The organism is Peptacetobacter sp. AB800, assembly GCF_047807365.1.
Lineage (GTDB): Bacteria > Bacillota > Clostridia > Peptostreptococcales > Peptostreptococcaceae > Peptacetobacter.
In genome coordinates this window covers 16674-43521 of the sequence record NZ_JBLOUI010000011.1, presented here as the reverse complement: position 1 = coordinate 43521, position 26848 = coordinate 16674, and the positions used below count along the sequence as shown (strand labels likewise).

29 protein-coding genes are annotated in these 26848 nt (G+C 32.2%); 28 read left to right on the top strand and 1 reads right to left on the bottom strand.

What is annotated here, in order from left to right; translation table 11 throughout:
• Positions 1-6 precede the first annotated feature (6 nt).
• The 24 genes from ACK2WN_RS05260 (at position 7) to ACK2WN_RS05145 (ending at position 21316) form a co-directional block, all read left to right on the top strand.
• On the top strand, positions 7-285 hold the full coding sequence (locus ACK2WN_RS05260; protein WP_006441164.1) for an HU family DNA-binding protein: 279 nt from the start codon (positions 7-9) through the stop codon (positions 283-285).
• A 107-nt stretch (positions 286-392) separates the two neighbouring features.
• Positions 393-635 carry an RNA-binding S4 domain-containing protein gene (locus tag ACK2WN_RS05255; protein ID WP_006441165.1) on the top strand — a complete coding sequence of 81 codons (243 nt, stop codon included), beginning with the start codon at positions 393-395 and terminating at the stop codon, positions 633-635.
• Positions 636-653: 18 nt separating this feature from the next.
• A complete protein-coding gene (locus ACK2WN_RS05250; protein WP_416155006.1) occupies positions 654-1562 on the top strand; it encodes a Ppx/GppA family phosphatase in 909 nt (302 codons plus the stop codon).
• A gap of 492 nt (positions 1563-2054) precedes the next feature.
• The gene (galU, locus tag ACK2WN_RS05245) at positions 2055-2975 is read left to right on the top strand and encodes a UTP--glucose-1-phosphate uridylyltransferase GalU (RefSeq protein WP_300529974.1); all 921 of its coding nucleotides are present in this window, start codon (positions 2055-2057) and stop codon (positions 2973-2975) included.
• A 203-nt stretch (positions 2976-3178) separates the two neighbouring features.
• On the top strand, positions 3179-4489 hold the full coding sequence (rho, locus tag ACK2WN_RS05240; protein ID WP_300530007.1) for a transcription termination factor Rho: 1311 nt from the start codon (positions 3179-3181) through the stop codon (positions 4487-4489).
• 102 nt (positions 4490-4591) lie between these two features.
• Positions 4592-4792 (top strand): 50S ribosomal protein L31, encoded by a 201-nt coding sequence (rpmE, locus tag ACK2WN_RS05235; protein WP_040410747.1) that lies wholly within the window; start codon positions 4592-4594, stop codon positions 4790-4792.
• A gap of 187 nt (positions 4793-4979) precedes the next feature.
• The gene (locus ACK2WN_RS05230) at positions 4980-5879 is read left to right on the top strand and encodes a DUF1385 domain-containing protein (protein WP_300529978.1); all 900 of its coding nucleotides are present in this window, start codon (positions 4980-4982) and stop codon (positions 5877-5879) included.
• Positions 5880-5913: 34 nt separating this feature from the next.
• Complete coding sequence (prmC, locus tag ACK2WN_RS05225) at positions 5914-6780, top strand: peptide chain release factor N(5)-glutamine methyltransferase (RefSeq protein WP_416155005.1); 867 nt, start codon at positions 5914-5916, stop codon at positions 6778-6780.
• Positions 6781-6832: 52 nt separating this feature from the next.
• Entirely contained in the window at positions 6833-7900 is a 1068-nt protein-coding gene (gene prfA / locus ACK2WN_RS05220) for a peptide chain release factor 1 (RefSeq protein ID WP_300529982.1), read from the top strand.
• 142 nt (positions 7901-8042) lie between these two features.
• Positions 8043-8726 carry a ZIP family metal transporter gene (locus ACK2WN_RS05215; protein WP_300529984.1) on the top strand — a complete coding sequence of 228 codons (684 nt, stop codon included), beginning with the start codon at positions 8043-8045 and terminating at the stop codon, positions 8724-8726.
• Positions 8727-8832: 106 nt separating this feature from the next.
• The gene (locus tag ACK2WN_RS05210) at positions 8833-9879 is read left to right on the top strand and encodes an L-threonylcarbamoyladenylate synthase (RefSeq protein ID WP_300529986.1); all 1047 of its coding nucleotides are present in this window, start codon (positions 8833-8835) and stop codon (positions 9877-9879) included.
• A gap of 127 nt (positions 9880-10006) precedes the next feature.
• Positions 10007-10459, top strand: coding sequence for a ribose 5-phosphate isomerase B (rpiB, locus tag ACK2WN_RS05205; RefSeq protein WP_040410749.1), 453 nt, complete (start codon positions 10007-10009; stop codon positions 10457-10459).
• Between the two features lie 152 nt (positions 10460-10611).
• The gene (locus ACK2WN_RS05200; protein ID WP_300529988.1) at positions 10612-11061 is read left to right on the top strand and encodes a deoxycytidylate deaminase; all 450 of its coding nucleotides are present in this window, start codon (positions 10612-10614) and stop codon (positions 11059-11061) included.
• A gap of 461 nt (positions 11062-11522) precedes the next feature.
• Positions 11523-11993: an ATP synthase subunit I gene (locus ACK2WN_RS05195; RefSeq protein WP_329999636.1), complete on the top strand. Its 471-nt coding sequence runs from the start codon at positions 11523-11525 to the stop codon at positions 11991-11993.
• Between the two features lie 4 nt (positions 11994-11997).
• Positions 11998-12762, top strand: a complete 765-nt coding sequence (gene atpB / locus ACK2WN_RS05190) for a F0F1 ATP synthase subunit A (protein WP_416155004.1) — start codon at positions 11998-12000, stop codon at positions 12760-12762.
• A gap of 132 nt (positions 12763-12894) precedes the next feature.
• Entirely contained in the window at positions 12895-13140 is a 246-nt protein-coding gene (gene atpE / locus ACK2WN_RS05185; protein ID WP_040410755.1) for an ATP synthase F0 subunit C, read from the top strand.
• 54 nt (positions 13141-13194) lie between these two features.
• Positions 13195-13695, top strand: a complete 501-nt coding sequence (atpF, locus tag ACK2WN_RS05180; RefSeq protein WP_006441181.1) for a F0F1 ATP synthase subunit B — start codon at positions 13195-13197, stop codon at positions 13693-13695.
• Complete coding sequence (locus ACK2WN_RS05175) at positions 13692-14231, top strand: F0F1 ATP synthase subunit delta (protein ID WP_006441182.1); 540 nt, start codon at positions 13692-13694, stop codon at positions 14229-14231. The genes atpF and ACK2WN_RS05175 overlap by 4 nt, the downstream gene beginning before the upstream one ends.
• Positions 14232-14249: 18 nt before the next feature.
• Positions 14250-15743 (top strand): F0F1 ATP synthase subunit alpha, encoded by a 1494-nt coding sequence (gene atpA / locus ACK2WN_RS05170; RefSeq protein ID WP_270839819.1) that lies wholly within the window; start codon positions 14250-14252, stop codon positions 15741-15743.
• On the top strand, positions 15744-16637 hold the full coding sequence (atpG, locus tag ACK2WN_RS05165; protein WP_329999643.1) for an ATP synthase F1 subunit gamma: 894 nt from the start codon (positions 15744-15746) through the stop codon (positions 16635-16637).
• A 15-nt stretch (positions 16638-16652) separates the two neighbouring features.
• Positions 16653-18047 (top strand): F0F1 ATP synthase subunit beta, encoded by a 1395-nt coding sequence (gene atpD / locus ACK2WN_RS05160; RefSeq protein WP_329999644.1) that lies wholly within the window; start codon positions 16653-16655, stop codon positions 18045-18047.
• 31 nt (positions 18048-18078) lie between these two features.
• A complete protein-coding gene (locus ACK2WN_RS05155) occupies positions 18079-18342 on the top strand; it encodes a hypothetical protein (RefSeq protein ID WP_300530003.1) in 264 nt (87 codons plus the stop codon).
• A gap of 328 nt (positions 18343-18670) precedes the next feature.
• The gene (locus tag ACK2WN_RS05150; protein ID WP_416155003.1) at positions 18671-20050 is read left to right on the top strand and encodes a peptide MFS transporter; all 1380 of its coding nucleotides are present in this window, start codon (positions 18671-18673) and stop codon (positions 20048-20050) included.
• Positions 20051-20296: 246 nt separating this feature from the next.
• Positions 20297-21316, top strand: a complete 1020-nt coding sequence (locus ACK2WN_RS05145) for an FUSC family protein (RefSeq protein ID WP_416155002.1) — start codon at positions 20297-20299, stop codon at positions 21314-21316.
• A gap of 79 nt (positions 21317-21395) precedes the next feature.
• Here the strand turns inward: ACK2WN_RS05145 and ACK2WN_RS05140 are convergent, their stop codons facing one another.
• Positions 21396-22145, bottom strand: coding sequence for a GntR family transcriptional regulator (locus ACK2WN_RS05140; RefSeq protein WP_416155001.1), 750 nt, complete (start codon positions 22143-22145; stop codon positions 21396-21398).
• Positions 22146-22542: 397 nt separating this feature from the next.
• Between ACK2WN_RS05140 and udp the strand changes: the two genes are divergently transcribed.
• From udp to deoC, 4 genes are all read left to right on the top strand, one after another.
• Complete coding sequence (gene udp / locus ACK2WN_RS05135) at positions 22543-23328, top strand: uridine phosphorylase (protein ID WP_416155000.1); 786 nt, start codon at positions 22543-22545, stop codon at positions 23326-23328.
• Between the two features lie 33 nt (positions 23329-23361).
• The gene (locus ACK2WN_RS05130) at positions 23362-24564 is read left to right on the top strand and encodes a NupC/NupG family nucleoside CNT transporter (protein WP_300531525.1); all 1203 of its coding nucleotides are present in this window, start codon (positions 23362-23364) and stop codon (positions 24562-24564) included.
• 74 nt (positions 24565-24638) lie between these two features.
• Complete coding sequence (locus tag ACK2WN_RS05125) at positions 24639-25823, top strand: phosphopentomutase (protein WP_300531528.1); 1185 nt, start codon at positions 24639-24641, stop codon at positions 25821-25823.
• Between the two features lie 45 nt (positions 25824-25868).
• Positions 25869-26504, top strand: a complete 636-nt coding sequence (gene deoC / locus ACK2WN_RS05120; protein WP_270839812.1) for a deoxyribose-phosphate aldolase — start codon at positions 25869-25871, stop codon at positions 26502-26504.
• The last annotated feature ends 344 nt before the right edge of the window (positions 26505-26848 follow it).

Sequence of the window (26848 nt, the reverse complement as noted above, 5' to 3'; positions counted from 1 at the left end):
GATACTGTGAATAAAGCTGAATTAGTATCAAAAATGGCAGAAAAAAGTGAGTTAACTAAAAAGGAAGCAGAAGCAGCATTAAATGCTTTTATGGAATCTGTTGAAGAAGCATTAGTTTCAGGGGAAAAAGTACAGTTAGTAGGATTCGGAACTTTCGAAACTAGAGATAGAGCCGCAAGACAGGGAAGAAACCCAAGAAACCCAGAAGAAGTTATAAGTATACCAGCTTCTAAAGCTCCAGTATTCAAAGCTGGAAAAGGATTAAAAGACAAAGTTAATGCATAATAATACGCAATTATAATAGAAAGTGCAGCTTCTGCTGCACTTTTTGCGTATACGGAAAAATAATAGATTTAATTATAAATAAAAGATAATTTGAAAGGATTGATAGTATGAGATTAGATAAATTTCTTAAAGTTTCAAGAATAATAAAAAGAAGAACTGTTGCAAAGGAAGCTTGTGACAAAGGAATAGTTAAAATAAATGGAAAAGTAGCTAAATCATCTAGTGAAGTGAATATAGGAGATGAGTTAGAAATAACATTTGGCGAAAAAGTTATGAAGTTTAAAATAAATGAAATAAGAGAACATGTTCTAAAAAATGATGCAAAAGAACTTTATGAACAGATTGACTAATTTGTGAGGTGTAAGAGATTGAAAATAGGTGCTATAGATATAGGAACAAATTCTATGAGGCTTCTTACAGCTGATTTAGTAGATGGAAAGCTAAATGATAGAAAAAAGTATGTAAATACTACTAGGATAGGTCAGGGTGTAGATGAGAATGGATTTATAACTGAAGAGGCTATGGAAAGAAATATAAATGCATTAAAAGAATATCATGATATATGTGTAGAGTATGGATGTGAGAATATTTACTGCATGGGTACTTCTGCTCTTAGAGATAGTAAGAATAGAAGTGAGTTTATCAAAAGAGCTAAGGATGAAGCTGGAATAGAAGTAAATGTTGTAGACGGAGAGGTAGAAGCTAGATTAGGATTTTCAGGTGTTATAAGTGGTATAGACACAGATGGAGATATATTGGTTATAGATATCGGTGGAGGCTCTACAGAGTTTATCTTTGGCAATAGAGAAGGGATAAAAAGAAATGTAAGTATAAACATAGGCGCTCTTAGACTTACAGAAAAATTCCTATCTGAAGGATATACAGATGCAGCATTTTCTAATATGAGAGAATTTATAAATGACCAGATAAAGGATATTATATCTTATCTAAAAGAAAAAGAAATAGGTTGCGTGTGTGGAATTGGAGGAACAATAACATCTCTTTCTGCCGTAAATCAAAATCTTGAAGTGTATTCTATGGAGAAAGTTCATGGAAGTAGGATAACTAAAAAAGAAGTATACAGCATGTTAGACAGATTTGTAGAATGCTCAGATGAAGAAAGAAAACATATAAACGGGCTACAGCCAAAGAGAGCAGATATAATAGCTGCTGGAACAGAAATTTTAATTTGTATAATGGAAAATCTTTCAAAAGATGAGGTTGTTGTTAGTGAGTATGATAATCTAGAGGGGATGGCATATTCTAATATATTATAAATGCTATACTTAATAAGCTAATATCTGTTAATAAGTAGTGGATAAGTTGAAAGTTATCAACAAAATGTGTATAAACATCTTGATAACTTGTTGATAAAGATGAAAAAAATGTTGATAATACATGTTTTAAAAATGAAATTTTGGGTAAATAGAATAATTAAAGCCTAAAAAATAAAGGAATATTAGTAAAAAGAATATGTGGATATGTTGATTGTTTTGTGGATAAGATATATTATACATTATTATAAATAATATATATCAATAATAAAATAAATCTAAAAATATATATCTTATAGTGTATATTATTTACTTATATAATTTATTTATTAAAATATTTTTTGAGTAATAAATAGTTTTGTTGATAGTATGAATTTTTAACAAAAGTAGAGAATAAGATGGTAAAATAAGTACATTGGTGTTAAAATATAAAATGATACCTTGTAATATATTTAATATTGAAATAGAAATTATTTACCAATGGAGGATAAAAAAATGCAGAGAAAAGTAAGAAAAGCTGTTATACCAGCTGCAGGTCTTGGTACAAGATTCCTTCCTGCAACAAAAGCTCAGCCTAAGGAAATGTTACCTATAGTCGATAAACCAACTCTACAGTATATAATTGAAGAAGCTGTAGCTTCTGGAATAGAAGAAATACTTATAATAACAGGAAGAAATAAAAAATCAATAGAAGACCACTTCGACAAATCTGTTGAACTTGAATTAGAACTTGAAAACAAAGGAAAGACGGAGCTTCTTGAGATAGTTCAGAATATATCTAATATGATAAACATACACTATATAAGACAGAAAGAGCCTAGAGGATTAGGGGACGCTATATACTGTGCTAGACACTTTATAGGAGATGAACCTTTTGCTGTAATGCTAGGTGATGATATAGTAGATAACAAAGTTCCATGCTTAAAACAGCTTATGGACGCATATGACGAATATAGAACTACTATACTAGGAGTACAGAAGGTAGCTAAAGAAGATACTAATAAATACGGTATAATAGATGCCAAATTTATAGAAGATAGAGTTTACAAAGTAAAAGATCTTGTTGAAAAACCAGATTCTGACAAAGCTCCATCTAATATAGCTATACTTGGAAGATATATAATAACTCCAGAAATATTCGATATACTTTCTGATTTACCACCAGGAAAAGGTGATGAAATACAGCTTACAGATGCGTTAAAAGAATTATCTAAAAAAGAAGCTATGTACGCATATGATTTTGAAGGTAGAAGATACGATGTTGGTGATAAATTAGGATTCCTTGAAGCAACTGTAGACTTCGCATTAAAAAGAGATGAATTAAAGGATGGATTCCTTGATTATCTAAAAGATGTTTGCAAAAAACACGATGAAGAAGCTAATAAAAAAAGCGTAAAAGCAAATCCTAATAAATAGCCATATAGTTTAAAATATATATTTATATATTCTAGAAATAGAAGGTGATAATATTGGCAAAAAAACAAAAGATGATGACAAAGGTAATAGCAATAGGTGCAGCTGGAGTAATGGTACTTACAAGTATAACTGTGCTATTATCATTAATAGCTGGATTATAAATTTAAGCTATTAGATAGGAGGTTTTAAGTTTGAGTATAAATATGCAGCTAGAATCAAAAACTCTTAGTGAACTTAGAGAAACTGCAAAGGAAATGGGTATAAAATCAGTTACAAAATATAAGAAAATAGAATTAATTGAAAAGATACTTGAAAAAGATAGAGAAGAAAATAATTCAAAACAGAATAATAGAGAAAATAAAAATAGTGAGCAAAAGCCAAAAGAAGATTATAAAACTCCGGAAGATGAAAAAGAAGATGCTGAAGGCGTTTTAGAAATACTTCCAGATGGATTTGGATTTTTAAGAGGAACTAATTATTTATCTACAGAAAATGATGTATATGTATCTCCATCACAGATAAAAAGATTTAATCTAAAAACTGGAGATAAAGTAATGGGTATAACTAGAAAGCCTAAGAGTGGAGAAAGATTTAGAGCTCTTATATATGTAAAAACAGTAAATGATGAAAATCCAGAAACATCAAAGAGAAGAACAAACTTTGAGCTACTTACACCGATTTATCCTGAAGAAAAACTTACTCTTGAAACTACGCAGAACAATATAGCTACTAGATTAATAGATCTTATATCTCCTATAGGAAAAGGTCAGAGGGGATTAATAGTTGCTCCTCCTAAGGCTGGTAAAACTGTCCTTTTAAAAAGCATAGCAAATAGTATAACTAAAAATCATCCAGACGTTGAACTTATAGTACTTTTAATAGATGAAAGACCTGAAGAGGTAACAGATATGAGAGAGTCTATAGAAGGTGACGTTATTTACTCTACATTTGACCAGGTTGCTAGCCATCATGTCAAAGTAGCAGAGATGGTGCTTAATAGAGCCGAAAGGCTTGTTGAGCATGGTAAAGATGTTGTAATACTATTAGACAGTATAACTAGATTAGCAAGAGCATATAATTTAACGATATCTCCAACGGGAAGAACACTTTCTGGTGGTTTAGATCCAGGTGCGCTTCATGGACCTAAGAAGTTCTTTGGTGCAGCTAGAAATATAAGACAGGGTGGTTCTCTTACTATACTAGGAACTGCACTTGTTGAAACTGGATCTAGAATGGATGATGTAATATTTGAAGAGTTTAAAGGAACTGGAAATATGGAGCTTCATCTAGATAGAAAACTAGCAGAAAAGAGAATATTCCCTGCAGTTGATATATATAAATCAGGTACTAGAAGAGAAGACCTACTTCTTACAGAAGAAGAAAAATCTGCTCTATGGACGCTGAGAAGACAAATGAGCAATGAGTCTGTATTAGAAGTTACAGATAAAGTGCTAGAACTATTGAAAAAGACAAAAACAAATAAGGAATTCATAAGTATGTTAAAGTCATTATAAAATCTTCTTGAAACACGTTTCTAATTGTGATATAATAAGGAAGTTGATATTGTAAAAGACAAGTTTACATACTTATTAAAAATAAAGAAAGAGGTGAAACAAATGAAAAAAGATATACAGCCAAACTACAAACCAGTTGAAGTTAGATGTGCATGTGGAAACACTTTCATAGCTGGATCAACTAAGGACGAAATAAGAGTTGAAATATGTTCAGAATGCCACCCATTCTACACTGGAAAACAGAAAAACATAGAAAAAGGTGGAAGAATCGACAAATTCAAAAAAAGATTCAACATGGAATAAGAATAATAGACACATTAGCTATCAGAAGGCAGGTGTTTATATGTTTTCAATTAGATTTGAAGATATATAAACATCTGCCTTTATTTTTTGCTTTTTTAATTTATACAACAATTAAAAAACAAAAATAATAAAAAATAAAATAACTTATGTTATAATACATTAAGACTAGTATAAAAGGGGGGATTTCATGTCTTATAAAGCAGTTGGAGGACAGGCAGTAATCGAAGGTGTTATGATGCAGGGGGAAAAGAAAAAGGCTGTAGCAGTAAGAACACCAGACGGAGAAATAAAAGTAAAAACAGAAAGAATAAATAGTTGGGTTAAAAATAAACATATAGATAAAATACCATTTTTAAGAGGGATGTTTATACTATTTGAAACTATGATAGATGGTATGAAGAGCCTTAACTATTCTTCAGATATATATATGGAAGAAACTGGGGAAGAGGAAGAAGATGCTATAGATAGATTTATTAAAAAAATGTTTGGAGATAAAGCAAATGACGTTTTAATAATGGTTTCTATGGTTATAGCGGTCATATTATCTGTAGGTCTATTTGTAATGCTCCCTACATTTGCAGGTGGATTTTTTGCTAAATTCATAAACAACGATGTAGCTTTAAATCTTATAGAAGGGATAATAAGAATACTAATACTATTTGCATATATATATGCTATATCTAAAAACAAGGATATAGAGAGGGTTTACCAGTATCATGGAGCAGAGCACAAGAGTATACACTGTTATGAAAGTGGTAAAGAGCTTACAGTTGAAAATGCTAGAGAATTTAAAAGACTACATCCTAGATGTGGTACAAACTTCTTATTTATAGTAATGGCGACTTCTATAATACTATTTGCATTCTTTGGATGGCCAAATCCATTGATGAGGGTGTTAATGAGAATAATTTGTATACCAGTAGTAGCTGGAATAGCATATGAAATAATAAGACTACTTGGGAAATATGATAATGGTTTTACAAGAATAATAGCCTATCCAGGTATGATGCTACAGTACTTAACTACTAAAGAACCAGATGATGAACAGCTAGAAGTAGCAATAGCTTCATTAAAAGCTGTAATATAAAAGAATTAACTTGTAAAAAATGAAAGGTGATTCGATGACTATAAGAGATATTATTATAAAATATACAGATGAGTTTTTTGAAATAAGTGATAGTCCTAGATTGGATATAGAAGTAATGCTTATGAAAGCTCTTGGAGATGTAGATAAGTTATATTTACATATGAATCTTAATAAAGAGATAGACGAAAAAAAATTAGCTGAAATCGAAAAAATGGCTGAAGAGAGAAAATCAGGTAGACCTGTGGCTTATATAATTGGAAATAGAGAGTTTATGGGGCTTGATTTCTATGTACAGGAAGGGGTTTTAATTCCTAGACCAGATACGGAAACATTGGTAGATGAGATTATAAGAATTTGCTCAGAGGAAGAATATAAACAAAAAGATAGAATAGATATATTAGATATAGGAACTGGCTCAGGGGCTATAACAGTTAGCCTTGCATACTATATAAAGAATAGTTTTGTAAAATCATTTGATATATCGGATATAGCTTTAGAAATAGGCGCTAAAAACGCAATATCTAATGGTGTAGAAAGTAGAACTGAATTTATAAAATCAGACGTGTTCTCAGCATTAGAAGGAAGTGGGGAGAAATTGGATATAATCGTGTCTAATCCTCCTTATATAAGAAAAGATGTAATACCAACACTTCACACTCAGGTCAAGGATTATGAGCCCTATAATGCGTTAGAAGGTGGAGATGATGGACTAGACTTTTACAGAAGTATAACTGAAGGATCTGTAAAATACCTAAAAAAGGGTGGAATACTTGCCTATGAAGTAGGACACGACCAGGCAGAAGATGTTTCAAATATAATGAAAAACTGTGGATATGAAAAAATATATACAAAGAAGGATTTACCGGGCATTGATAGAGTTGTTATAGGCACAAAACTGTGATATAATGATAAATTGACGGAATACGAGAATAATTGACGAGGTGAATATATAAATGCTTAAAAAACTAGGTGTATTAGAGGATACATATAAAGATTTAACAGAAAAAATATCTGATCCAGAAATAATAAACGATCAGAAAGTTTGGCAGAAATACATGAAAGAACATGCAGATTTAGAGCCAATCATAATGAAGTACAGAGAATATAAAGCTGTATTAGATAGTATAGCTGAATCAAAAGAAATACTTCAGGAAGAATCAGATGAAGAATTAAGAGAATTAGCTAAAATGGAATTATCTGATATGGAATCAAAAGTAGAACCATTAGAAGAAGAATTAAAAATACTTCTTGTACCAAAGGACCCTAACGATGAAAAGAACGTTATAGTCGAAATAAGAGGTGGAGCTGGTGGAGATGAAGCAGCTCTATTCGCAGGAGACTTATTAAGAATGTACTCAAGATATGCAGAAAGAAAAGGATGGAAGGTATCTATGCTAAGTTCAAATGAAACTGGTGTTGGTGGATACAAAGAAGTTTCATTCATGATAAAAGGTAAAGGTGCATATTCTAGATTAAAATACGAATCAGGAGTTCATAGAGTTCAGAGAATACCTTCTACTGAATCAGGAGGAAGAATACATACTTCTACAGCAACAGTTGCCGTATTACCAGAAGTAGAAGATGTTGAAGTAGAAATAAATGACAATGATATAAGAATAGACGTTTTCAGAGCTTCTGGAAACGGTGGACAGTGTGTCAATACTACTGACTCTGCAGTAAGAATAACACATATTCCAACAGGAGAAGTTGTATCATGTCAGGACGAAAAATCACAGCTTAAAAATAAAGAAAAAGCTATGAAAGTTTTAAAAGCTAGATTATACGACAGAGCTCTTGCAGACCAGCAGAAAGAAATATCTGCGGAAAGAAAGAGCCAGGTTGGTACAGGAGATAGATCTGAAAGAATAAGAACTTACAACTTCCCTCAGGGAAGAATAAGTGACCACAGAATAAATCTTACTTTATACAAATTAGATTCATTCCTTGATGGTGACATAGACGAAATGATAGATGCTTTAATAACAGTTGACCAGACTGAAAAAATGGCTGCTATAAACTAATTTAAAGTATGATTATCATATATCAGATTTAGTATAAAAATGAATGAGAAAGTGTCTTATTATTGAATTGAATTCGAGGATAAGACACTTTTTTAAATACTTTTTAATTGTGTTTAGAGAAAAAAGAGGAGGCGCAGGGATTTTGATTTTAAAAATCACTCTAATTGGTTTAATTGTCGGTGTAATCGGCACAGGATTAGGAGGAATTCTCGCTGTATTATTCAATGAAAAGGCTTCAAAATATATGAGCTTTTTTATGGGATTATCAGGAGGAATAATGCTTTCGTTGGTAATGTTTGATTTAATTGAGGAGGCCATCGAGGGAATAGGGATTGTGTATGCGGTTATATTGATATTCTTAGGGGCATTAGCTACAAAAATTCTTAAAGAAAAAGTTAAAATCAATGGAGAAAATTCTTCTGGATATTTAATGCTTATGAGTATAATAATGCATAATTTACCAGAGGGACTTGCAATAGGGACTACTTTTTTAGCAGAACCTAAACGGGGAATTGCTATGGCTATGGCAATAGGTATGCATAATTTGCCAGAAGGATTGGCTCTTGCAATTGGATTTATATGCAATAAGGCAAGTGGAAAGAGAGCTGTAATAATGTCTATGATAGCAGGACTTCCAATAGCGATTGGATGTTTTATTGGTTCTAGTTTTGGAGAAATTTTCTCCGCAATAACAGGAGTATTGCTTTCTATAGCAGCAGGTATGATGATGTACGTTGTTATGGACGAGATGATACCGGAGTCTAAGAGTATATATACAATAATTGGTGTTATGCTTGGGATTGTTATAGTAAAATCTATAGCTTAGTAGGAGGAATTAAATCTAAAATCTATAGTCTAGTTATGGAAAATATTGTATATTAGTTATAACTAGATTATAGAAAATAATTTATAAAAAGAAGGTCGGTGGATTTATGGAAACAGTTATAAAAAAAGTAGATGAAAATAATATAGATATGGGCATAATAAGAGAAATGGCTGAAAAAATAAAAAATGGAGAAACTGTAATATTTCCAACTGAAACTGTGTACGGACTAGGTGCAAACGCTATGGATGAAGATGCAGCTAAGAAAATATATGTAGCAAAAGGTCGTCCTAGTGATAATCCACTGATAGTCCATATAGCTGACATAGAAGAAGTAGATAAAATAGCGCTTGAAGTTGGTGAAAAGGCTAAAAAAGCTATGGAAAACTTTTGGCCAGGACCACTTACTATAATACTAAAAAAGAAGGAAATTGTTCCAAATGTTACTAGTGGAGGGCTTTCAACAGTAGCAATTAGAATGCCTTCAAATAAAATTGCCAATGCACTTATAAGAGAGTCAAAAACTCAGATTGCAGCTCCATCTGCAAATATATCTGGTAGACCATCTCCAACAAAGGCAGAACACGTTGTTAAAGAGATGAGTGGAAGAGTATCTGGAATAATTATGGGCGGAGATTGTGACTTTGGACTAGAGTCTACGGTTGTAGATTTTAGTGAGGATAAGCCTATGATACTTAGACCAGGAAGTATCACAAAAGAGATGTTAGAGGAAGTACTTGGAGAAGTTAGTATAGATCCATCTTTAACTAAAAAAGAGGACAATATAAAAGCAAAAGCTCCCGGTATGAAGTATAAACACTACTCACCTAATGCACAGGTATATATAGTAAAAGGTGAAGAAAATAATGTGATTACAAAAATGAATGAATTATCTAGAAAAAATCATGCAGAAAATAAAAAAACAGGGATAATGTGTATGAGTAAAGACGTGGATAAATTTGAATGCGATTATGTTGTAGACTTAGGAAAAGATTACGATGAAGTAGCATCAAATCTTTTTGATGCCCTTATAAAAATGGACGAAGCAAAAATGGATATAGTCTACTCAGTATGCTTTGAAAGTTGTGGAGTTGGTCAGGCGATAATGAATAGACTTTTAAAATCTGCTGCTTATAGAATAATAGACGCGAATTAAAGATTATAATATATACTATTTAGCTAGTTTGTAATGTACTATAAAATAGATTAATGTTATAATATAATAGAAATGTTCATAAATGGACATAAAACGTAAAAATTAAAGCGAGATGGAGGATTTTAAAATGAAAATAGCATTAGCTTGTGACCACGGTGGATACGATTTAAAAATGGCTATAATAGCTCACCTTGAAAAAAGAGGGATAGAAGTAATGGATCTTGGAACTAACAATGCAACAGATTCAGTAAACTACCCAGAATATGGAGAAGCTGCAGCTCTTAAAGTTGCTAACGGAGAAGCTGACTGCGGAATATTAGTATGCGGAACTGGAATAGGTATATCTTTAGCAGCTAACAAAGTTCCTGGAATAAGATGTGCTGTTGTAAGTGATACTTTCTCAGCTAGAATGACTAAAGCTCATAACAATGCAAATATGCTTGCAATGGGTGGAAGAGTAGTTGGACCAGGACTAGCACTTGACATAGTAGATGCATACCTTGATACAGAATTCGAAGGTGGAAGACATCAGACTAGAGTAGATATGTTAATGGATATAGAAAAAAAATACACAAAATAAATCCATTTTGATTTAGAGATAACTACTGCCTTTTTATAATCTTGTATAAAGAGGCAGTTTTTTTATAAATATTTTTGAATAAAAATTGCATAATTAAAATATAAAGTTTCATTATATATATATAATAATTGCTTAAAAAGGAGTGATTTAAGATGAGACCTTCATGGGACGAATATTTTATGGAAATTGCCGAGGTAGTGAAAAAGAGATCGACTTGTATAAGAAGACAGGTTGGGGCTATAATTGTAAAAGACAAACAGATACTTACTACAGGATACAATGGAGCTCCTAAAAACTTAGAACATTGTCAAAATATAGGTTGTAAAAGGGAACAGATGCATATACCTTCTGGAGAAAGACACGAACTTTGTAGAGCACTACATGCAGAACAAAATGCAATAATACAGGCTGCATACAATGGGGTTAGCATAAAAGATGCTACTCTATACGTAACTACTAGACCTTGTGTACTATGTGCGAAGATGTGTATAAACGCAGGAATCAAAAAAATAATATACAAGGGAGATTATCCAGATGACCTTTCAACACAATTATTAGAGGAAGCTGGAGTAGAAATGATAAAATATCCCGAAGAATTGTAAAAACAAACCCGAGAAATTATGAAAAATAGTTTTTCGGGGTATTTTTTTTATTATTTTACTATAAGAAAAGATTATCAATAGTGCTTTTTGAACGTAAAATTCAGGAAAATGTTTTTTTACAAGCGTTGGAATAACTAGTATTGAGAGATTTTATGTGAAGAAATTTAGAGCTAGAAGAATTTAAATTGAAATTTTGTTAAAAGATAAAAATAAGGTTGATAACTTTAAAAAAATATTCTATAATGAGTTAGTTTTTAAAAATATACAAAATACAAAGGCGAAAATCATGCATCTTTCTAATTATTCAGATATCAATATAATTAAAAAATATAGCTTTATTGTAAAAAATCAATAGTTTAAATTAATAATAAACAAAAAATAATTTATTATTTTAAACAAATACATAAAAATAAATAATATACTATGTTACTTATCCTGTTAATAGGGTATAATTGAGTAATATGGATGAAAAAATAATTTCAAAAAGGGGATGTGATCTGATGGATAATATGTTGAAAAATCAGGTTAAAGCAGTGATAAAAGGAATCATTATTTTTGATATAGTTGTTATTATAGCTTTAATGGTTTGTTCAAAGATGTCTATAGACAGAGAGACTCTTATAGGTAGCGTTTTAAAGTTGGATAGTGCGGCTGTTCTTGGCCTAATAATAGGAAGTGCAGCCTCAATATTTAACTTTTGTATGCTTGTATCATCAACGGAGAGTTTGGTGAATCAAGCAGGGAAGACTGTAGTCCAATTAAAATTTGCGGGAGGATATTTCTTTAGATTCGCAATATATGTCGTTATCTTATTTATTGGGGCAAAATTGGATTCAGTTAGTATGTTTACTGCAGCGCTTGGACTTTTAAGTACACAGGTAGTCTTAATGGTGCAGAAGATATCAGCTATTTTTACGAGAAAGGAGGCATAGCTAGATGAATACACAGGCGAGATGGTTGGTAAATATTAATGGATTTAGGCTCAGCGAAACAGTTATAGTAAGTTGGATTATAATAGCAGGTCTTGCTATAGCATCATATCTTCTAACAAGAAATTTAAAGAAGGTACCAGAGAGTAAAGTTCAGGTATTCCTCGAATATGCTGTTCTCAAACTTTATAACTTAGTCGAGACAACAATGGGGAAAGAATTGGTAGAAAGAATACCAAATATAGTTCCTTATATAGGGAGTTTATTCTTATTCTTCTTATGTTCGAACCTAGTTCCGTTAATCGGTCTGAGGTCGCCTACAGTCGATTTAGATACTACATTAGCATTATCTACAATAACAGTAATACTTATATATTCAGTATCTATTAGATTTAATGGTGGCGCAGTGTTCAAAGACATGATTGAACCGACACCGGTACTATTACCAATAAACTTAGTTGGAGAAATAGCTAGACCTATTTCATTAAGTTTCCGTCCATTTGGTAATATAATGGGTGGTACGCTTATAATGATGTTATTCTACAGACTTATGGCTTTTGTATCTGAATTAATACCAGGAGTTAGTATTCCGTTTGCACAGTTTTTAGTGCCGGTACCACTTCATTTATACTTTGATATATTTGCAGGTTCTATACAGGCATTTATATTTATAATGCTTACAATGGTATTTATAAGTAATTCAGTAGACATTAGTCTATTAAAGAAAAGAGAATCTAGAAAGTTAGAAAAGAAAAAATTAAAAAATGCTTAGAACTTTATAACTTAGAAAAGATGCTAAGTTTATAAAGTAGAGTGTGTAAAGTAAAAATATAGTAAAAATTAAAATAAATTAAATTAAAAAATATTAAATGGCAAAAGGCCAGAGGAGGAAATTATTATGGATATGGCTACAGCAATAGCAGTTGCAGGATCAGCAATAGGAGCAGGTATAGCAGTATTTACAGGTATAGGAGCAGGTTTAGGACAGGGTTACGCAGCAGGTAAACTAGCAGAAGCAGTTGGTAACCAGCCAGAAGCAAAGAGTGAAATAATGTCTTCATTCATAGTTGGGGCTGCCATAGCAGAATCAACAGCAATATACGGACTTATAATAGCGATAATTCTTATATTCGTTAATCCTTGGATATAGGACGGAAATAACGTGTTATACTGTGATGATATTCACAGAAAGGAGGGATAGAGTATGGAATTAAAACCGTTAGTAACACTAACATACGAATACTTTTTCCAGCTAGCTAATGCGGTTGTAATCTTTCTAATACTTAAACATCTCTTATTTAAACCAGTTATGGCTGTTATAAAAGCTAGAGAAGAAGATATAGCAATGGATATACAGGAAGGTAAGAAGATAAGAGAAGAAGGTGAAGCCTTCAAGAAAGAATACGAAGAAAAAGTTGGAAAAGCAGAAGAAGAAGGAAGAAATATAATAAATTCAGCAGTAGAAGCGGCAAAAGAAAAATCATATATGATTAAAGATGACGCTAAGAGAGATGCTGAAATAATGAAGGAAAGAGCAAAACGAGAAATAGAGGAAGAAAGAATCCGGGCTATGAACGATATGAAGGACGAGATGTCAGATCTTGTTATCCTTGCAGCATCTAAAGTAATAGAAAAAGAAATAGATAAGGATAAACATAAAGAACTGATAGACGAATTTATAGATAGAACAGGAGACGTAGTATGATAGATGAATCAGCTCCAGTATATGCAAAAGCTATGTTTGACGTGGCTGAGGAAACTGAAACTACAGACGAGGTTTTAGCTCAGTTTTCTGAAGTTGTAAAAACTATCAAAGAAAATAAGGATCTTTCGGATGTATTAAAAACACCTTTTATATTAGCCGATGATAAAAAGGCTATTCTCGAAAAAATCTTTTCTGATACAACTGATATATACCTTATAAATTTTTTAAAAGTTCTAATAGATAGAAAAAAAATTAGATATATAGATGATGTATACCACAGATTTGTGAAATTAGTAAACGACAAGAAAACTCTAGAAAAAGGTACAGTCTATAGTGTAGTTGCATTATCTGATGAAGAGATAAAAGAGCTAGAAGCTAAGATGTCTAAGAAATTTAGTAGAGTTGTTAAGTTAGAAAATAAAATAGACAAGTCCTTAATGGGAGGAGTCTTTATAAAGATTGGAAACAAGGAAATAGACGGTACTGTAAGAAGTAGAATAAACGGACTTAAAAAAGAACTGTCTAAAATGATATAAGGAAACGGCGGTGAGAATATGGGTTTAAATCCTGAAGAAATAAGTTCGATAATCAGACGGCAGATAAAAGACTACGATAACAGAGTCGAGCTATCTGATACAGGAAAAATATTCAACGTAGGTGATAATATAGCGAGTATTTACGGACTTGATGATGTAATGGCTGGCGAACTTCTTGAATTCCCAGGAGGCGTATATGGGATGGCTCTAAATCTAGAGAAAGAAACTGTCGGGGCAGTTCTTCTTGGAGATGAAGAGGGAATAAAAGAAGATGACATAGTTAAAAGAACTGGAAAAATAGTTGAAGTTCCAGTAGGAGATGCTCTAATAGGTAGAGTTGTGGATCCTCTAGGTAACCCAATAGACGGAAGAGGAAGTATAAAAACTGATAAAACAAGACCTATAGAAGCAGAGGCTCCAGGAATAATGGATAGAAGATCTGTATATCAGCCACTTCAGACTGGTATAAAGGCGATAGATGCAATGGTTCCAATAGGTAAAGGACAGAGAGAACTAGTAATAGGTGATAAACAGACAGGTAAAACATCTATACTTACTGATACAATACTTAACCAGAAAGGTAAAGATATAATTTGTATTTATGTTGCTATAGGACAGAAAAAATCTACTGTTGCGCAGTTAGTTAGCTCACTAAGAGATTACGGGGCAATGGACTATACAATAGTAGTATCTGCTACAGCATCAGAATCAGCTCCACTTCAGTACTTAGCACCTTATGCAGGTACTGCAATGGGTGAAGAATTTATGTATCAGGGAAAAGATGTCTTAATAATATACGATGACTTAAGTAAACACGCGGTTGCTTACAGAGAAATGTCTTTATTATTAAGAAGACCACCAGGACGTGAAGCTTATCCTGGGGATGTATTCTACCTACATTCAAGACTTCTTGAAAGATCTGCAAAACTTTCAGATGAGCTTGGTGGAGGTTCAATGACTGCGATACCAGTCATAGAAACTCAGGAAGGTGACGTTTCTTCATACATACCAACAAACGTAATATCTATAACAGATGGACAGATATATCTTCAGCCTGAATTATTCCACTCAGGAATAAGACCAGCAGTTGACCCTGGTATATCAGTTTCGAGAGTTGGTGGGGCAGCCCAGATAAAATCTATGAAGAAATTAGCATCAGAATTAAAACTAGCTTATTCTCAGTATAGAGAGTTAGCTGCGTTCTCTCAGTTCGGTTCAGACTTAGATGCAGATACTAAGGCAAGACTAGAACAGGGTGAAAGAATAGTAGAAATACTAAAACAGGATGAACATAAACCATTACCAGTTGAAGAACAGGTAGTGACAGTTTACTCTGTACTTAATGGATTATTCGACGATGTAGAGATAAATGAAATACATAATTTTGAAAAAGAATTATGTTTCTATATAAGAAAAAATAAACCAAGTATATACGAAAAAATTCTTAATGGAGAAGACTACGGAAAAGAACTCACTGAATTAGTAGAAAACTTTAAAAAAGAGGTGAGATAAATGGCAGGAGTCGGAACTAAAGAGATAAAAAGAAGAAAGGCAAGTATAGAAAGTACTAGACAGATAACTAGTGCGATGAACCTTGTTTCTTCTTCTAAATTGATGAAAGCTAGAGAAAAAGCAGAAAGATCAAAACCATATGCGTATGAATTATACGATATGATGATTAGAACTGGTGCAGATGTAAAATCATCTTGTAAAGAATTTGTCGAAAAAAGAGAAGTTAAAAAAAGATGTTTTATAGCTGTTGCAGGAGATAGAGGTCTTGCTGGTGGATACAATGTAAATATATTCAAATCTGTAATGGAACTGCGGAATCCAGAAAAGGATATGGTTGTTCCAGTTGGTAAAAAGGCTTGCGAGTACTTTGCTAAAAAGGGATTTGAAATACCTTTTAAAATAGAAAGCGCAGAACACTGTGCATTTGATGAGATGCATGAGATAACTCAAAATCTTATACAATTATACGAAGATAAAGAAATTGACGAGATATATTTTATATATACAAAATTTAGATCAGCTCTTATACAGACAGTAAGAGAAAAAAGACTATTCCCAGTAGAACTTGAAATGCTTAAACAGGATGAGAAAAAATTAGATGAAAGAGAAAAAAGAAAAAATCCTAAGAAGGTAGAGCCAAGAAGACAGTATCTTCCTTCTGCGGAAGTTATTTTCAAAAGATTAATTTCAGAATATACAGCATCTCAGGTGTACAATGGAATAAGAGAATCTTTTGCTTCCGAGCAGGCTTCTAGAAGAAATGCTATGCAGTCTGCAACAGATAGTGCGGATGAAATGTTAAATAAATTAGAAGCAGAATACAATAGAGCAAGACAGTCATCTATAACACGGGAAATAACAGAAATAGCCGGTGGAGCAGAGGCTCTTAAATAAGGAGGTCATAATCAGATGGCGAATAAAGGTAAAGTAGTGCAGGTAATAGGTGCCGTAATAGACGTAAAGTTTAACAGCGGTAGAGAACTTCCAAACCTATTCAATGCAATTGAAATAGAAATGAAAGATGGCCATAAAGTTGTAGCAGAGGTTACACAGCATATCGGTGACGATACAGCTAGATGTATATCTATGAATGCTACAGATGGTATGGTAAGAGGAGCAGATGCCATAGATACAGGTGCTCCAATAAGTGTACCAGTTGGTAAAGAAACTTTAGGAAGAGTATTCAATGTATTAGGAAATGCAGTTGATAGAAAAGGGGAACTTGAAGGTGTAAAAAGAATGCCTATACACAGACAGTCTCCAGATTTCGACGAATTAGAAACACATGCAGAAATACTTGAAACAGGAATAAAAGTAGTAGACCTTTTAGCTCCATATCTAAAAGGTGGTAAAATAGGTCTATTTGGTGGTGCTGGTGTTGGTAAAACAGTACTAATACAGGAGCTTATAAACAATATAGCTAAGCAGCATGGTGGTATATCAGTATTCTCAGGAGTTGGAGAAAGAACAAGAGAGGGTAATGACTTATACCAAGAAATGACTGAATCAGGAGTTTTATCAAAAACTGCAATGGTATTCGGGCAGATGAATGAGCCACCTGGAGCCAGAATGAGAGTTGCATTAACTGGTCTTACAATGGCAGAGTACTTTAGAGATGAAGAACATCAGGACGTACTTTTATTCATAGATAATATATTCAGATTTACTCAGGCGGGTTCAGAAGTTTCAGCACTTCTAGGACGTATGCCTTCAGCAGTTGGTTACCAGCCAACACTAGCTACAGAAATGGGTGCTTTACAGGAAAGAATAACATCTACAAAAGATGGTTCTATAACATCAGTTCAGGCAGTATATGTGCCAGCCGATGACCTTACTGACCCGGCTCCAGCTACAACATTCTCACATCTAGATGCTAAGACAGTTCTTTCAAGACAGATATCTTCTCAGGGTATATATCCTGCAGTTGATCCACTTGAATCAACATCAAGAGTACTAGATCCTAAAATAGTTGGAGAAGAACATTACAAAACAGCTAGAGAAGTTCAGTCTATACTGCAGAGATATAGAGAACTTCAGGATATAATAGCAATATTAGGTATGGATGAATTATCTGATGAAGATAAACTAACTGTTGCAAGAGCTAGAAAGATACAGAAATTCCTTTCTCAGCCGTTTGCTGTTGCTGAACAGTTTACTGGAAAAGAAGGTAAATATGTTCCAATAAAAGAAACAGTTAGAGGATTTAGAGAAATATTAGATGGAAAACACGACGATATTCCTGAATCAGCATTCTTATTTGCTGGAACAATAGATGATGTAACTGCTAGAGTGCAGAATGCATAGTAAAATCTAGTCGGTGAAGGCAGGTGGAATAATGGAAAATTCATTACATTTAAAAATAATTACTCCAAATAAAACTTTCTATGATGGAGATGTAGATTCTGTTATAGTAAAAACAACTGGAGGAGAAAGACAGATTTTAAGAAATAGACGTCCATTTTCAGCTGAGATAATTGAAGGAAACATAAAAATAAAATTAGAAAAATCTACTGAGCTAGTATTTTCTACAGGTGGATTTATAAGTTCTGAATATGAAAATGTGGTTATTCTTACGAAAATGGCTAAAAATATAGATTAAGCAAAAATAAACCGGTATCTATTATTTATTTAAGAAATAAATAGTAGATATCGGTTTTGTTTTGTATTGACAAGAAAAACGGTTTTATAAAGTTAAAAAATTAAAGTAACAAAAAGGAAAAGAGGCTAAATATCATAGTTTTTTAATATTGATTACTTTAAAAAAAGTCAGAAAAAAGTAACAAAAAGATAACAAAAAACTTGATTAATATATAGATATTGTTATATACTTAAAAAGTAGTGAAATTTAGAAAATTAAATTACATAAAAAGTCACTACTAATACGAAAAGCAAAATGCTTTTATAAAAAATATAGGAGGATTTCAAAAATGGGAAATAGTTCAGCAAAACACCCTAAAGGGTTATACGCTTGTGGACTAGTGTTCACTTGTGAAAGATTCGCATACTACGGATCAAAATCGCTATTATTATTATTCTTAGCTACAGCTGTTGCTAAAGGTGGTCTTGGGTTAGATCCTGCTGATGCAGCAATAATCGGGGCTAACTTAATGGCTTTCACTTACCTAGCACCAGTTATAGGTGGGGTAATATCAGACAGATGGTTAGGAGCTAGATACTGTGTTGTTATAGGTGCTCTTATAATGGCAGGTGGATGGTTCATAGGATACTTCGCAACATCTGTTATGCACGTACATGCATTAATCGCAGTAGTTTCAATAGGAACAGGTTTATTCAAAAACCAGTTAAACGCAATGGTTGGAGAATTATATACAGATGCTAGTCAGAAAGACTCTGCATTCTCTATATTATATTCATTCGTAAATGTTGGTTCATTCTTCGGATCATTAATATTAGCATACTTATGTGCTAACACATTTGCAACAGAAGTTAACGGAACACTAGTTCAGGGATTCCAGAAATGTTTCGGTTTATCAGGAGTAATGATGTTAGTAGCTACAGTAGTATCTGTTCTTGGATGGAGAGTATTAGGTGATGCTGGTAAATTACCACAGAAAATGCTTAGCCATGGTGATGAAGGTCAGAAAGTTCTTTCAGCTGAAGAAGCAAATAGAGCTTTAACATCTGATGAAAAGAAAAGAGTTATAGCAATAATTATAATATCTGCATTTACAATAATATTCTGGACTGCTTACTATCAGGCTTCTACTTCAGTTCTTCTTTACATGAATACATATGTAAATATGAATGTTGGTAGCTTTGCAGTTCCACCAGTATGGATAGAAACTACTCTTAATGGATTACTTTGTATATTACTTGGACCTGTTATGGCTGCTATATGGAGTAAATTATCTAATAGACCTCAGGGTGACTTAACTATGATACAGAAAGTTTCTTTAGGATTTATATTCCTAGGTGTAGCATTCGTATTCATGGTAGGTGCAGAATTTACAAGAGGAGTTGGTGCTCCAGAAACAGCTAAAGCTTCAGTTGTATGGTTAATAGGATTCACAGTATTCCAGACTATAGGTGAAATGTGCTTCTCTCCACTAGGAAACTCAATGGTTTCTAAACATGCTCCAGCTAAATACTTAACAGTATTAATGGGTGTTTGGACATTAGCAACATTCGCTGCTTCTAAAGCTTCAGGATACGTTCAGGGTATAATGGAATCAATGGGTATGATGCAGGTATTCATAGCTATACCAGTTATACTAATAGTATCAGCTGTTATACTTCTTGTATTCGATAAAAAACTTGAAAAAATGCTTACAGCAGGACAGAAATAATCTTTGGATTATAATTGAGATTGAAAAATTTAAAGTTTATATAATTAAAACTGTCACACATTTGTGTGACAGTTTTTTTATGTGTAAATATAAAATAAGAAAAGGATTATTATAAAGGTAAAATAAATCTCCTTTGAATGATAAAATTTACAGAATATTAGAATATAAAATATATAAATATTTTTAATGAAAAATTAAGAATTATATGTTATTATATTCATTGTGTTAAAAAAGGGGGTTATTTGATTGAAGAAAAAAAGTAATGAAAAGAGTAAATTTATAGGAAAAATTAAACATAATACATTTAGATTTTTAGCGATGATGGGATTTATAATGGCGTATATGGCTATTTTTGGTGAAGAAAATACACTACCTGGAGTTGCAATATATGTGGGAATAATGATGTTCCCTAAGATGAATACAGGTATAAAACTTTACGATATGCTTATTATGATAGCTACATTATTTATAGGATCTGGGATAGTTGCTCAGATTGGGGTAATATCTCCTTGGCTTGCATTACCGCTTAATATTATATATATATTTATAACGATGATAGTTACAACAGAACCAGCACCATACAAGATGAATATGGTATTTTTATTACCACTTTTATTCTGCCAGTCTGTTCCGGTATCAATTGATTTATTTCCTAAAAGAATGGTTGGGATATTAATAGCAACAGTTATAACAGTTTTAGTTACATATATTGAATGGAAAAAAAGAGGCTACGGTGAAGAAGGAAGAACTTTAAAAGAGCAGATAAAAGAAGGTATGAAATATGTAGACGTATCTGTAAGAATGGCAGTAGGAGTATCATTAGCTATACTTATAGCTGCACTTATGAACTCTGCAAAACCACTATGGATTAGCATAGTTGTAATGTCTTTAACTCAGATAGATACAAGTGATATGGTTGATAGAATAAAATACAGAACTACAGCTACAGTTTGTGGAATATTCTTCTTCTCGATAGTATTTGGATATATATTCCCTGTTGAGTATGCAGCTGTACTAGTTATGATACTTGGATATGTTGGATTCTTTGTAGATGAATACAAGTATAAACAGTTTATAAATTTTATATCGTCAATAAATGCATCTCTAATAATATTTAATGCAGAAACTGCAATGGTAAATAGATTTATAGGACTATTTATCGGGATAGTTATAGTGCTTGTATTACATATAATTAGTAGCGGAATAAAATTATTATTAGAAAAAATAAGTGATAAAGAAATGGATTTAATTGATGTAGAATATTAAAAACTAAATATAAAAAAGAAAAAGAGCTCAATTGTCCTCAAAATGGTAGATACCAAAAGAGGAAATTTAGCTCTTTTTTTTATTCGTTTAACTTATTTATTACATTTAAATGCATTCTAAACATTGTAAGTGGAATGTAATGTTTAGTGGAAATTATTACATTTCCGTTGCTGTTGTAAAGTGTTTCTAATATTAATATGAACATCTCATCATGTGAAAGTTCATATTTTATAGCTGTGAAGTTTCCAGTAGTGGTAAAGCTAAATTCACAGTTACTCTTAGAAACAATAGAATAAACTCTATTTTCCATAAAATCTTTTAAACTATCTATATCATTTAAATCTACATCGTATTCAGAAATAGCCTCTATAGGTATAAAACTAAGCGAGTACCCTTTAGTAACACCATCAAATTTATACCATCTATCAGATATAACAACTGCGGCAGTTTTTCTTTCTAAGTTCTTTGATATTGCATCAGTTGCAGGCTCTATTCTAAATTCTATTTCCAAATCATCTATCTCATCATTGTAACAAGCATAGAAAGGATGTTGAAGTTTTTCCATTCCAAAATTTTTGCTTATAGTGTGAAGCTCTTTAATATAATTTCCCTTACCCTGAATATTAGAAATAAGTCCGTCCTCTTGTAAGAGTGCAAGAGCTCTTCTAAGTGTCATCCTACTAACGCCCATCTGTTCAGCTAGATTTGGCTCTGATGGAAGTTTTGATCCTGGAGGATAAACACCGTCCTGTATTTTCTTAAATAATTGATCATAAACTTTTACGTGTTTTAATTTTTTTTGTTTCTCAGATGAAATCTCTGGTATCATTTTCCTTCCCCTATCCATTAGATTATACAAGTTGTATTATAAGTTCGAAACTGTGTATTGTCAATAGATAAGAAAGTTGCATGAAATAGTAAGAATAGAATTATATTATAAAAATTAGACAAGTATACCACTTGTCTAATTGAAAAATAGCTAAAAAGTATAAAATATGCACAAAAATAGTAGGAAAAGGTTATATTTTGATAAAAATTTGATAAAAAATTACAGAAAACGTATTGCAGACTAGACAAGTATGTGATATTATACAACTAAAGACAGAGAGTTATATAAAAAGACAAATAATTATACAAATAATTGATAAAGGATAAAAATAACTCAAAGAAAGTAATTATAAAAAGACAAATAAAATAAAATTCATAATGAAAAGGAGAGAACAATTATGCAGAATTATTCAGGAGAAGTAGGATTACAGTATCATTTACAGATAAGACCAGGGGATGTTGGACGTTATGTTATACTTCCAGGAGATCCTAAAAGATGTGAAAAAATAGCAAAACACTTTGACAATGCAGTATTAGTTGCTGATAGTAGAGAATATGTTACATATACAGGATACCTTGATGGAGAAAAAGTAAGTGTTACATCAACAGGTATAGGTGGTCCATCAGCATCAATAGCAATGGAAGAACTTAGAATTTGCGGTGCAGATACATTTGTAAGAGTTGGTACTTGCGGTGGAATAGATATAGATGTAAAAGGTGGAGATATAGTAGTAGCTACTGGTGCTATAAGAATGGAAGGTACTTCAAGAGAATACGCTCCAATAGAATTCCCAGCAGTTGCTGACTTAGAAGTAACTAATGCTTTAGTTGCAGCAGCTAAAAAATTAGGATATACATACCATGCAGGAGTTGTTCAGTGTAAAGATGCATTCTACGGACAGCATGAACCAGAAAGAATGCCAGTTAGTTATGAACTTTTAAATAAATGGGAAGCTTGGAAAAGATTAGGATGTAAAGCTTCAGAAATGGAATCAGCTGCATTATTTGTAGTTGCAAGTCATTTAGGTGTTCGTTGTGGATCTAACTTCTTAGTTGTAGGAAACCAGGAAAGAAATGCAGCTGGATTAGAAAACCCAATAGTACACGATACAGAAAGTGCTATAAAAGTTGGTGTAGAAGCACTTCGTATACTAATAAAAGAAGATAAAGAAAAAAATAAATAGGCTGATTTTCAGTAAATAGAGGAGAAAAAACGGATGAAAGCAATATTAAATTTACTGGGAATCGTAGTAGTAATAGGAATACTTTGGTTAATATCTTGGAAGAGAAAAGATGTATCATTCAAAATGCTTTTAAAAGGTATGATAGCTCAGTTTATCATAGCGTTAATACTTGTAAAAATTCCAGCAGGAAGAATGGTAGTTTCAAAAATATCTGATGCTGTAACTGGTGTTATAAACTGTGGTTCAAATGGATTATCTTTTGTATTTGGTTCATTAGCAGATAGCACAGCACCAACAGGTATGATATTTGCTATACAGGTACTAGGAAACATAGTTTTCTTATCAGCGCTTGTAAGTTTACTTTACTACATAGGTGTACTTAACTTTGTAGTTAAATGGATAGGAAAAGCAGTTGGATGGATAATGGGAAGCTCAGAAGTTGAAAGTTTCGTAGCAGTTGCCAATATGTTCCTAGGTCAGACAGACAGTCCAATACTTATAAGTAAATATCTTGGCAAAATGACAGACAGTGAAATAATGGTCGTTTTAGTATCAGGAATGGGAAGTATGTCTGTTTCAATATTAGGTGGATATACAGCACTTGGAATTCCAATGGAATACTTATTAATAGCAAGTGCATTAGTTCCAATAGGAAGTATAATGGTTTCAAAAATAATATTCCCTCAGACAGAAGAAGTTCACGAAGTTGGGGATATAAAAATGGATAACAAAGGTAACAATGCAAACGTAATAGAAGCTGTTTCTGAAGGTGCAGTAACAGGTATGCAGATGGCATTATCAATGGGAGCTTCTTTAATAGCAATGGTTGCATTAGTTGCATTAATAAATAAAGGTTTAGGTGTATTTGGAATAAGTCTTGAACAGATTTTCTCTTATGTATTTGCACCATTTGGAGCACTTATGGGATTAGATCCATCAGAAATACTAATGGAAGGAAATCTTTTAGGAAGCAAACTTGTAATAAACGAATTCGTAGCATTTGAACAGTTAGGAAAAATAATATCAAGTATGGATCCAAGAACTGCAATAATGGCTACAATATCACTTTGTGGATTTGCTAACTTCTCAAGCTTAGGTATATGTGTATCAGGTATAGGTATACTTTGCCCAGAGAAAAAAAGCACACTTGCTAGATTAGTTTTTAGAGCTATGATAGGTGGGGTTGCAGTAAGTTTACTAAGTGCAATGACAGTAGGATTTATAATGCTATTCTAATTGGATGAAAAATAAACTATAATAGTAGTAAACAAAATCATAAAAGCAATAAATATAAAAGGGGTGAATGTAAAATGAGTAAATATAAACGTATATTTGTCGTCGTAGTAGATTCACTTGGAATAGGAGAAATGGCAGATGCAGCTAAATATGGAGATAGTGGTGCAGATACTTTAGGTCATATAGTTGAACATGAAGGAACAAATATGCCTAATCTTCATAAACTGGGAATCGCCAATCTTAAAGAATTAAAAGGACTGACTCCAGTAGAAAATCCAATTGGAAAATACATGGCTCTAAATGAAACTAGTGTAGGTAAAGACACTATGACAGGACATTGGGAAATGATGGGATTAAATGTTGAAAAACCATTTAAGACATTCACAGATACAGGGTTCCCAGATGAACTTATAGAAGAGCTTGAAAAAAGATGTGGTAGAAAAATAATTGGTAACAAAAGTGCAAGTGGAACAGCGATAATAGAAGAACTAGGTGAAGAAGAAATAGAAAAAGGTCATCTAATTGTCTACACTTCAGCAGACTCTGTATTACAGATATGTGGTAATGAAGAAACAATGGGACTTGAAAATCTTTACAAATACTGTGAAATAGCTAGAGAACTTACATTAAAAGATGAATGGAAAGTTGGAAGAGTAATAGCTAGACCATACACAGGTATGAAAAAAGGAGAATTTAAAAGAACTTCAAACAGACATGACTATGCGCTAAAACCATTTGGAAAAACAGTTTTAAATCAGTTAAAAGACAACGGATATGATGTAATATCTGTTGGTAAAATAAATGACATATTTGATGGAGAAGGAATAACTGAATCAAATCGTTCAAAATCATCTGTTCAGGGAATGGAACAGACTATAGAAATAGCAGACAGAGATTTCAATGGACTTTGCTTCGTAAATCTAGTTGATTTCGATGCATTATGGGGACATAGAAGAAATCCAAAAGGATATAGTGAAGAGATAGAAAGATTTGATGAAAAGTTAGGAGAACTTTTAAATCATCTAAATGAAAATGACTTACTTATAGTAACAGCAGACCATGGTAATGACCCTACATTTAAAGGTACTGACCATACAAGAGAAAGAGTTCCATTTATAGCTTATTCACCAGCGTTCGAAAAAGGTGGAAAAATGGACGATGCAAGTACATTTGCTGTAATAGGTGCTACTATTGCAGACAACTTTGATGTAGATATGCCTGAAAACACTATAGGATACTCAGTATTAGACAATCTTTAGAGGTTAGAGGAAAAATCTAAAGATAATATAAAAAGGAGAAAAACGATGGAACAGAGCAAAATAATAAACATAGTAGACCACACTCTATTAAAACAGACATCAACATGGGAGCAGATAAAAGAGCTATGTGATCAGGGAATGGATAAAAATGCAGCTTCTGTATGCATACCTCCATACTTTGTAAAAGCAGCTAAAGAATATACAGAAGGTAAATTACCAATATGTACAGTAATAGGGTTCCCTAATGGAAATATGACTACAGCTGTAAAAGTATTCGAAACTGAAGATGCTGTTAAAAACGGTGCTGATGAAATAGATATGGTAATAAACATAGGTCTAGTTAAAGAAGGAAAATATGACGAGGTGTTAAAAGAAATAAACGAAATAAAAGCAGCTTGTCATGGAAAATTATTAAAAGTAATAATAGAAACTTGCCTTCTAACAGAAGAAGAAAAAATAAAAATGTGTGAAGTAGTTACAAAATCAGATGCAGAATACATAAAAACATCTACTGGTTTCTCAACTGGAGGAGCTACAATAGAAGATATAAAATTAATGAAAAAATATTGTGGATCTGATTTAAAAATAAAAGCTGCAGGTGGAATAAAATCTTTTGAAGATGCAGAAGAATTTATAAAAGCTGGGGCAGATAGACTAGGAACAAGTAGACTAGTAAAATAATAAATAGTTAGTGATTGATTTAGTAGTAATTTAGAAAAAGATAAATTCCAAAAAGAAGTGTAAATAATTTAAATTAAAAGTAATGTAGTAAAATGATATCGCCAATATCATAAAAGTTAACCAACCTTATAAAATTATAAAAGATAAAATTATGAAAGCAGGACATCTAGTAAGAGGGATGTCCTGTTTTTTTATTATTTAAAAATATTGTATCATTAAAAATAAAGAAAAATAAAAATATTTAAATAATTTTATAGAAATAAAGGATATATTTAACTTTTGTAGTATAATTATATTATAGAAATAATTATATATTAAAAAATTTAAAAAGCAAAAAGTAGGAA

What these genes read in the sequence shown, in the direction of transcription:
- atpA (WP_270839819.1), top strand. Translation starts at nt 14,250, where the DNA reads ATGGGTTTAAATCCTGAAGAAATAAGTTCGATAATCAGACGGCAGATA.
- atpG (WP_329999643.1), top strand. Translation starts at nt 15,744, where the DNA reads ATGGCAGGAGTCGGAACTAAAGAGATAAAAAGAAGAAAGGCAAGTATA.
- ACK2WN_RS05125 (WP_300531528.1), top strand. Translation starts at nt 24,639, where the DNA reads ATGAGTAAATATAAACGTATATTTGTCGTCGTAGTAGATTCACTTGGA.
- ACK2WN_RS05150 (WP_416155003.1), top strand. Translation starts at nt 18,671, where the DNA reads ATGGGAAATAGTTCAGCAAAACACCCTAAAGGGTTATACGCTTGTGGA.
- atpD (WP_329999644.1), top strand. Translation starts at nt 16,653, where the DNA reads ATGGCGAATAAAGGTAAAGTAGTGCAGGTAATAGGTGCCGTAATAGAC.
- ACK2WN_RS05200 (WP_300529988.1), top strand. Translation starts at nt 10,612, where the DNA reads ATGAGACCTTCATGGGACGAATATTTTATGGAAATTGCCGAGGTAGTG.
- ACK2WN_RS05195 (WP_329999636.1), top strand. Translation starts at nt 11,523, where the DNA reads ATGGATGAAAAAATAATTTCAAAAAGGGGATGTGATCTGATGGATAAT.
- rpmE (WP_040410747.1), top strand. Translation starts at nt 4,592, where the DNA reads ATGAAAAAAGATATACAGCCAAACTACAAACCAGTTGAAGTTAGATGT.
- galU (WP_300529974.1), top strand. Translation starts at nt 2,055, where the DNA reads ATGCAGAGAAAAGTAAGAAAAGCTGTTATACCAGCTGCAGGTCTTGGT.
- ACK2WN_RS05140 (WP_416155001.1), bottom strand. Translation starts at nt 22,145, where the DNA reads ATGATACCAGAGATTTCATCTGAGAAACAAAAAAAATTAAAACACGTA.
- atpF (WP_006441181.1), top strand. Translation starts at nt 13,195, where the DNA reads ATGGAATTAAAACCGTTAGTAACACTAACATACGAATACTTTTTCCAG.
- atpE (WP_040410755.1), top strand. Translation starts at nt 12,895, where the DNA reads ATGGCTACAGCAATAGCAGTTGCAGGATCAGCAATAGGAGCAGGTATA.
- prfA (WP_300529982.1), top strand. Translation starts at nt 6,833, where the DNA reads ATGCTTAAAAAACTAGGTGTATTAGAGGATACATATAAAGATTTAACA.
- prmC (WP_416155005.1), top strand. Translation starts at nt 5,914, where the DNA reads ATGACTATAAGAGATATTATTATAAAATATACAGATGAGTTTTTTGAA.
- atpB (WP_416155004.1), top strand. Translation starts at nt 11,998, where the DNA reads ATGAATACACAGGCGAGATGGTTGGTAAATATTAATGGATTTAGGCTC.
- rho (WP_300530007.1), top strand. Translation starts at nt 3,179, where the DNA reads ATGCAGCTAGAATCAAAAACTCTTAGTGAACTTAGAGAAACTGCAAAG.
- rpiB (WP_040410749.1), top strand. Translation starts at nt 10,007, where the DNA reads ATGAAAATAGCATTAGCTTGTGACCACGGTGGATACGATTTAAAAATG.
- ACK2WN_RS05230 (WP_300529978.1), top strand. Translation starts at nt 4,980, where the DNA reads ATGTCTTATAAAGCAGTTGGAGGACAGGCAGTAATCGAAGGTGTTATG.
- deoC (WP_270839812.1), top strand. Translation starts at nt 25,869, where the DNA reads ATGGAACAGAGCAAAATAATAAACATAGTAGACCACACTCTATTAAAA.
- ACK2WN_RS05155 (WP_300530003.1), top strand. Translation starts at nt 18,079, where the DNA reads ATGGAAAATTCATTACATTTAAAAATAATTACTCCAAATAAAACTTTC.
- ACK2WN_RS05130 (WP_300531525.1), top strand. Translation starts at nt 23,362, where the DNA reads ATGAAAGCAATATTAAATTTACTGGGAATCGTAGTAGTAATAGGAATA.
- ACK2WN_RS05210 (WP_300529986.1), top strand. Translation starts at nt 8,833, where the DNA reads ATGGAAACAGTTATAAAAAAAGTAGATGAAAATAATATAGATATGGGC.
- ACK2WN_RS05175 (WP_006441182.1), top strand. Translation starts at nt 13,692, where the DNA reads ATGATAGATGAATCAGCTCCAGTATATGCAAAAGCTATGTTTGACGTG.
- ACK2WN_RS05255 (WP_006441165.1), top strand. Translation starts at nt 393, where the DNA reads ATGAGATTAGATAAATTTCTTAAAGTTTCAAGAATAATAAAAAGAAGA.
- udp (WP_416155000.1), top strand. Translation starts at nt 22,543, where the DNA reads ATGCAGAATTATTCAGGAGAAGTAGGATTACAGTATCATTTACAGATA.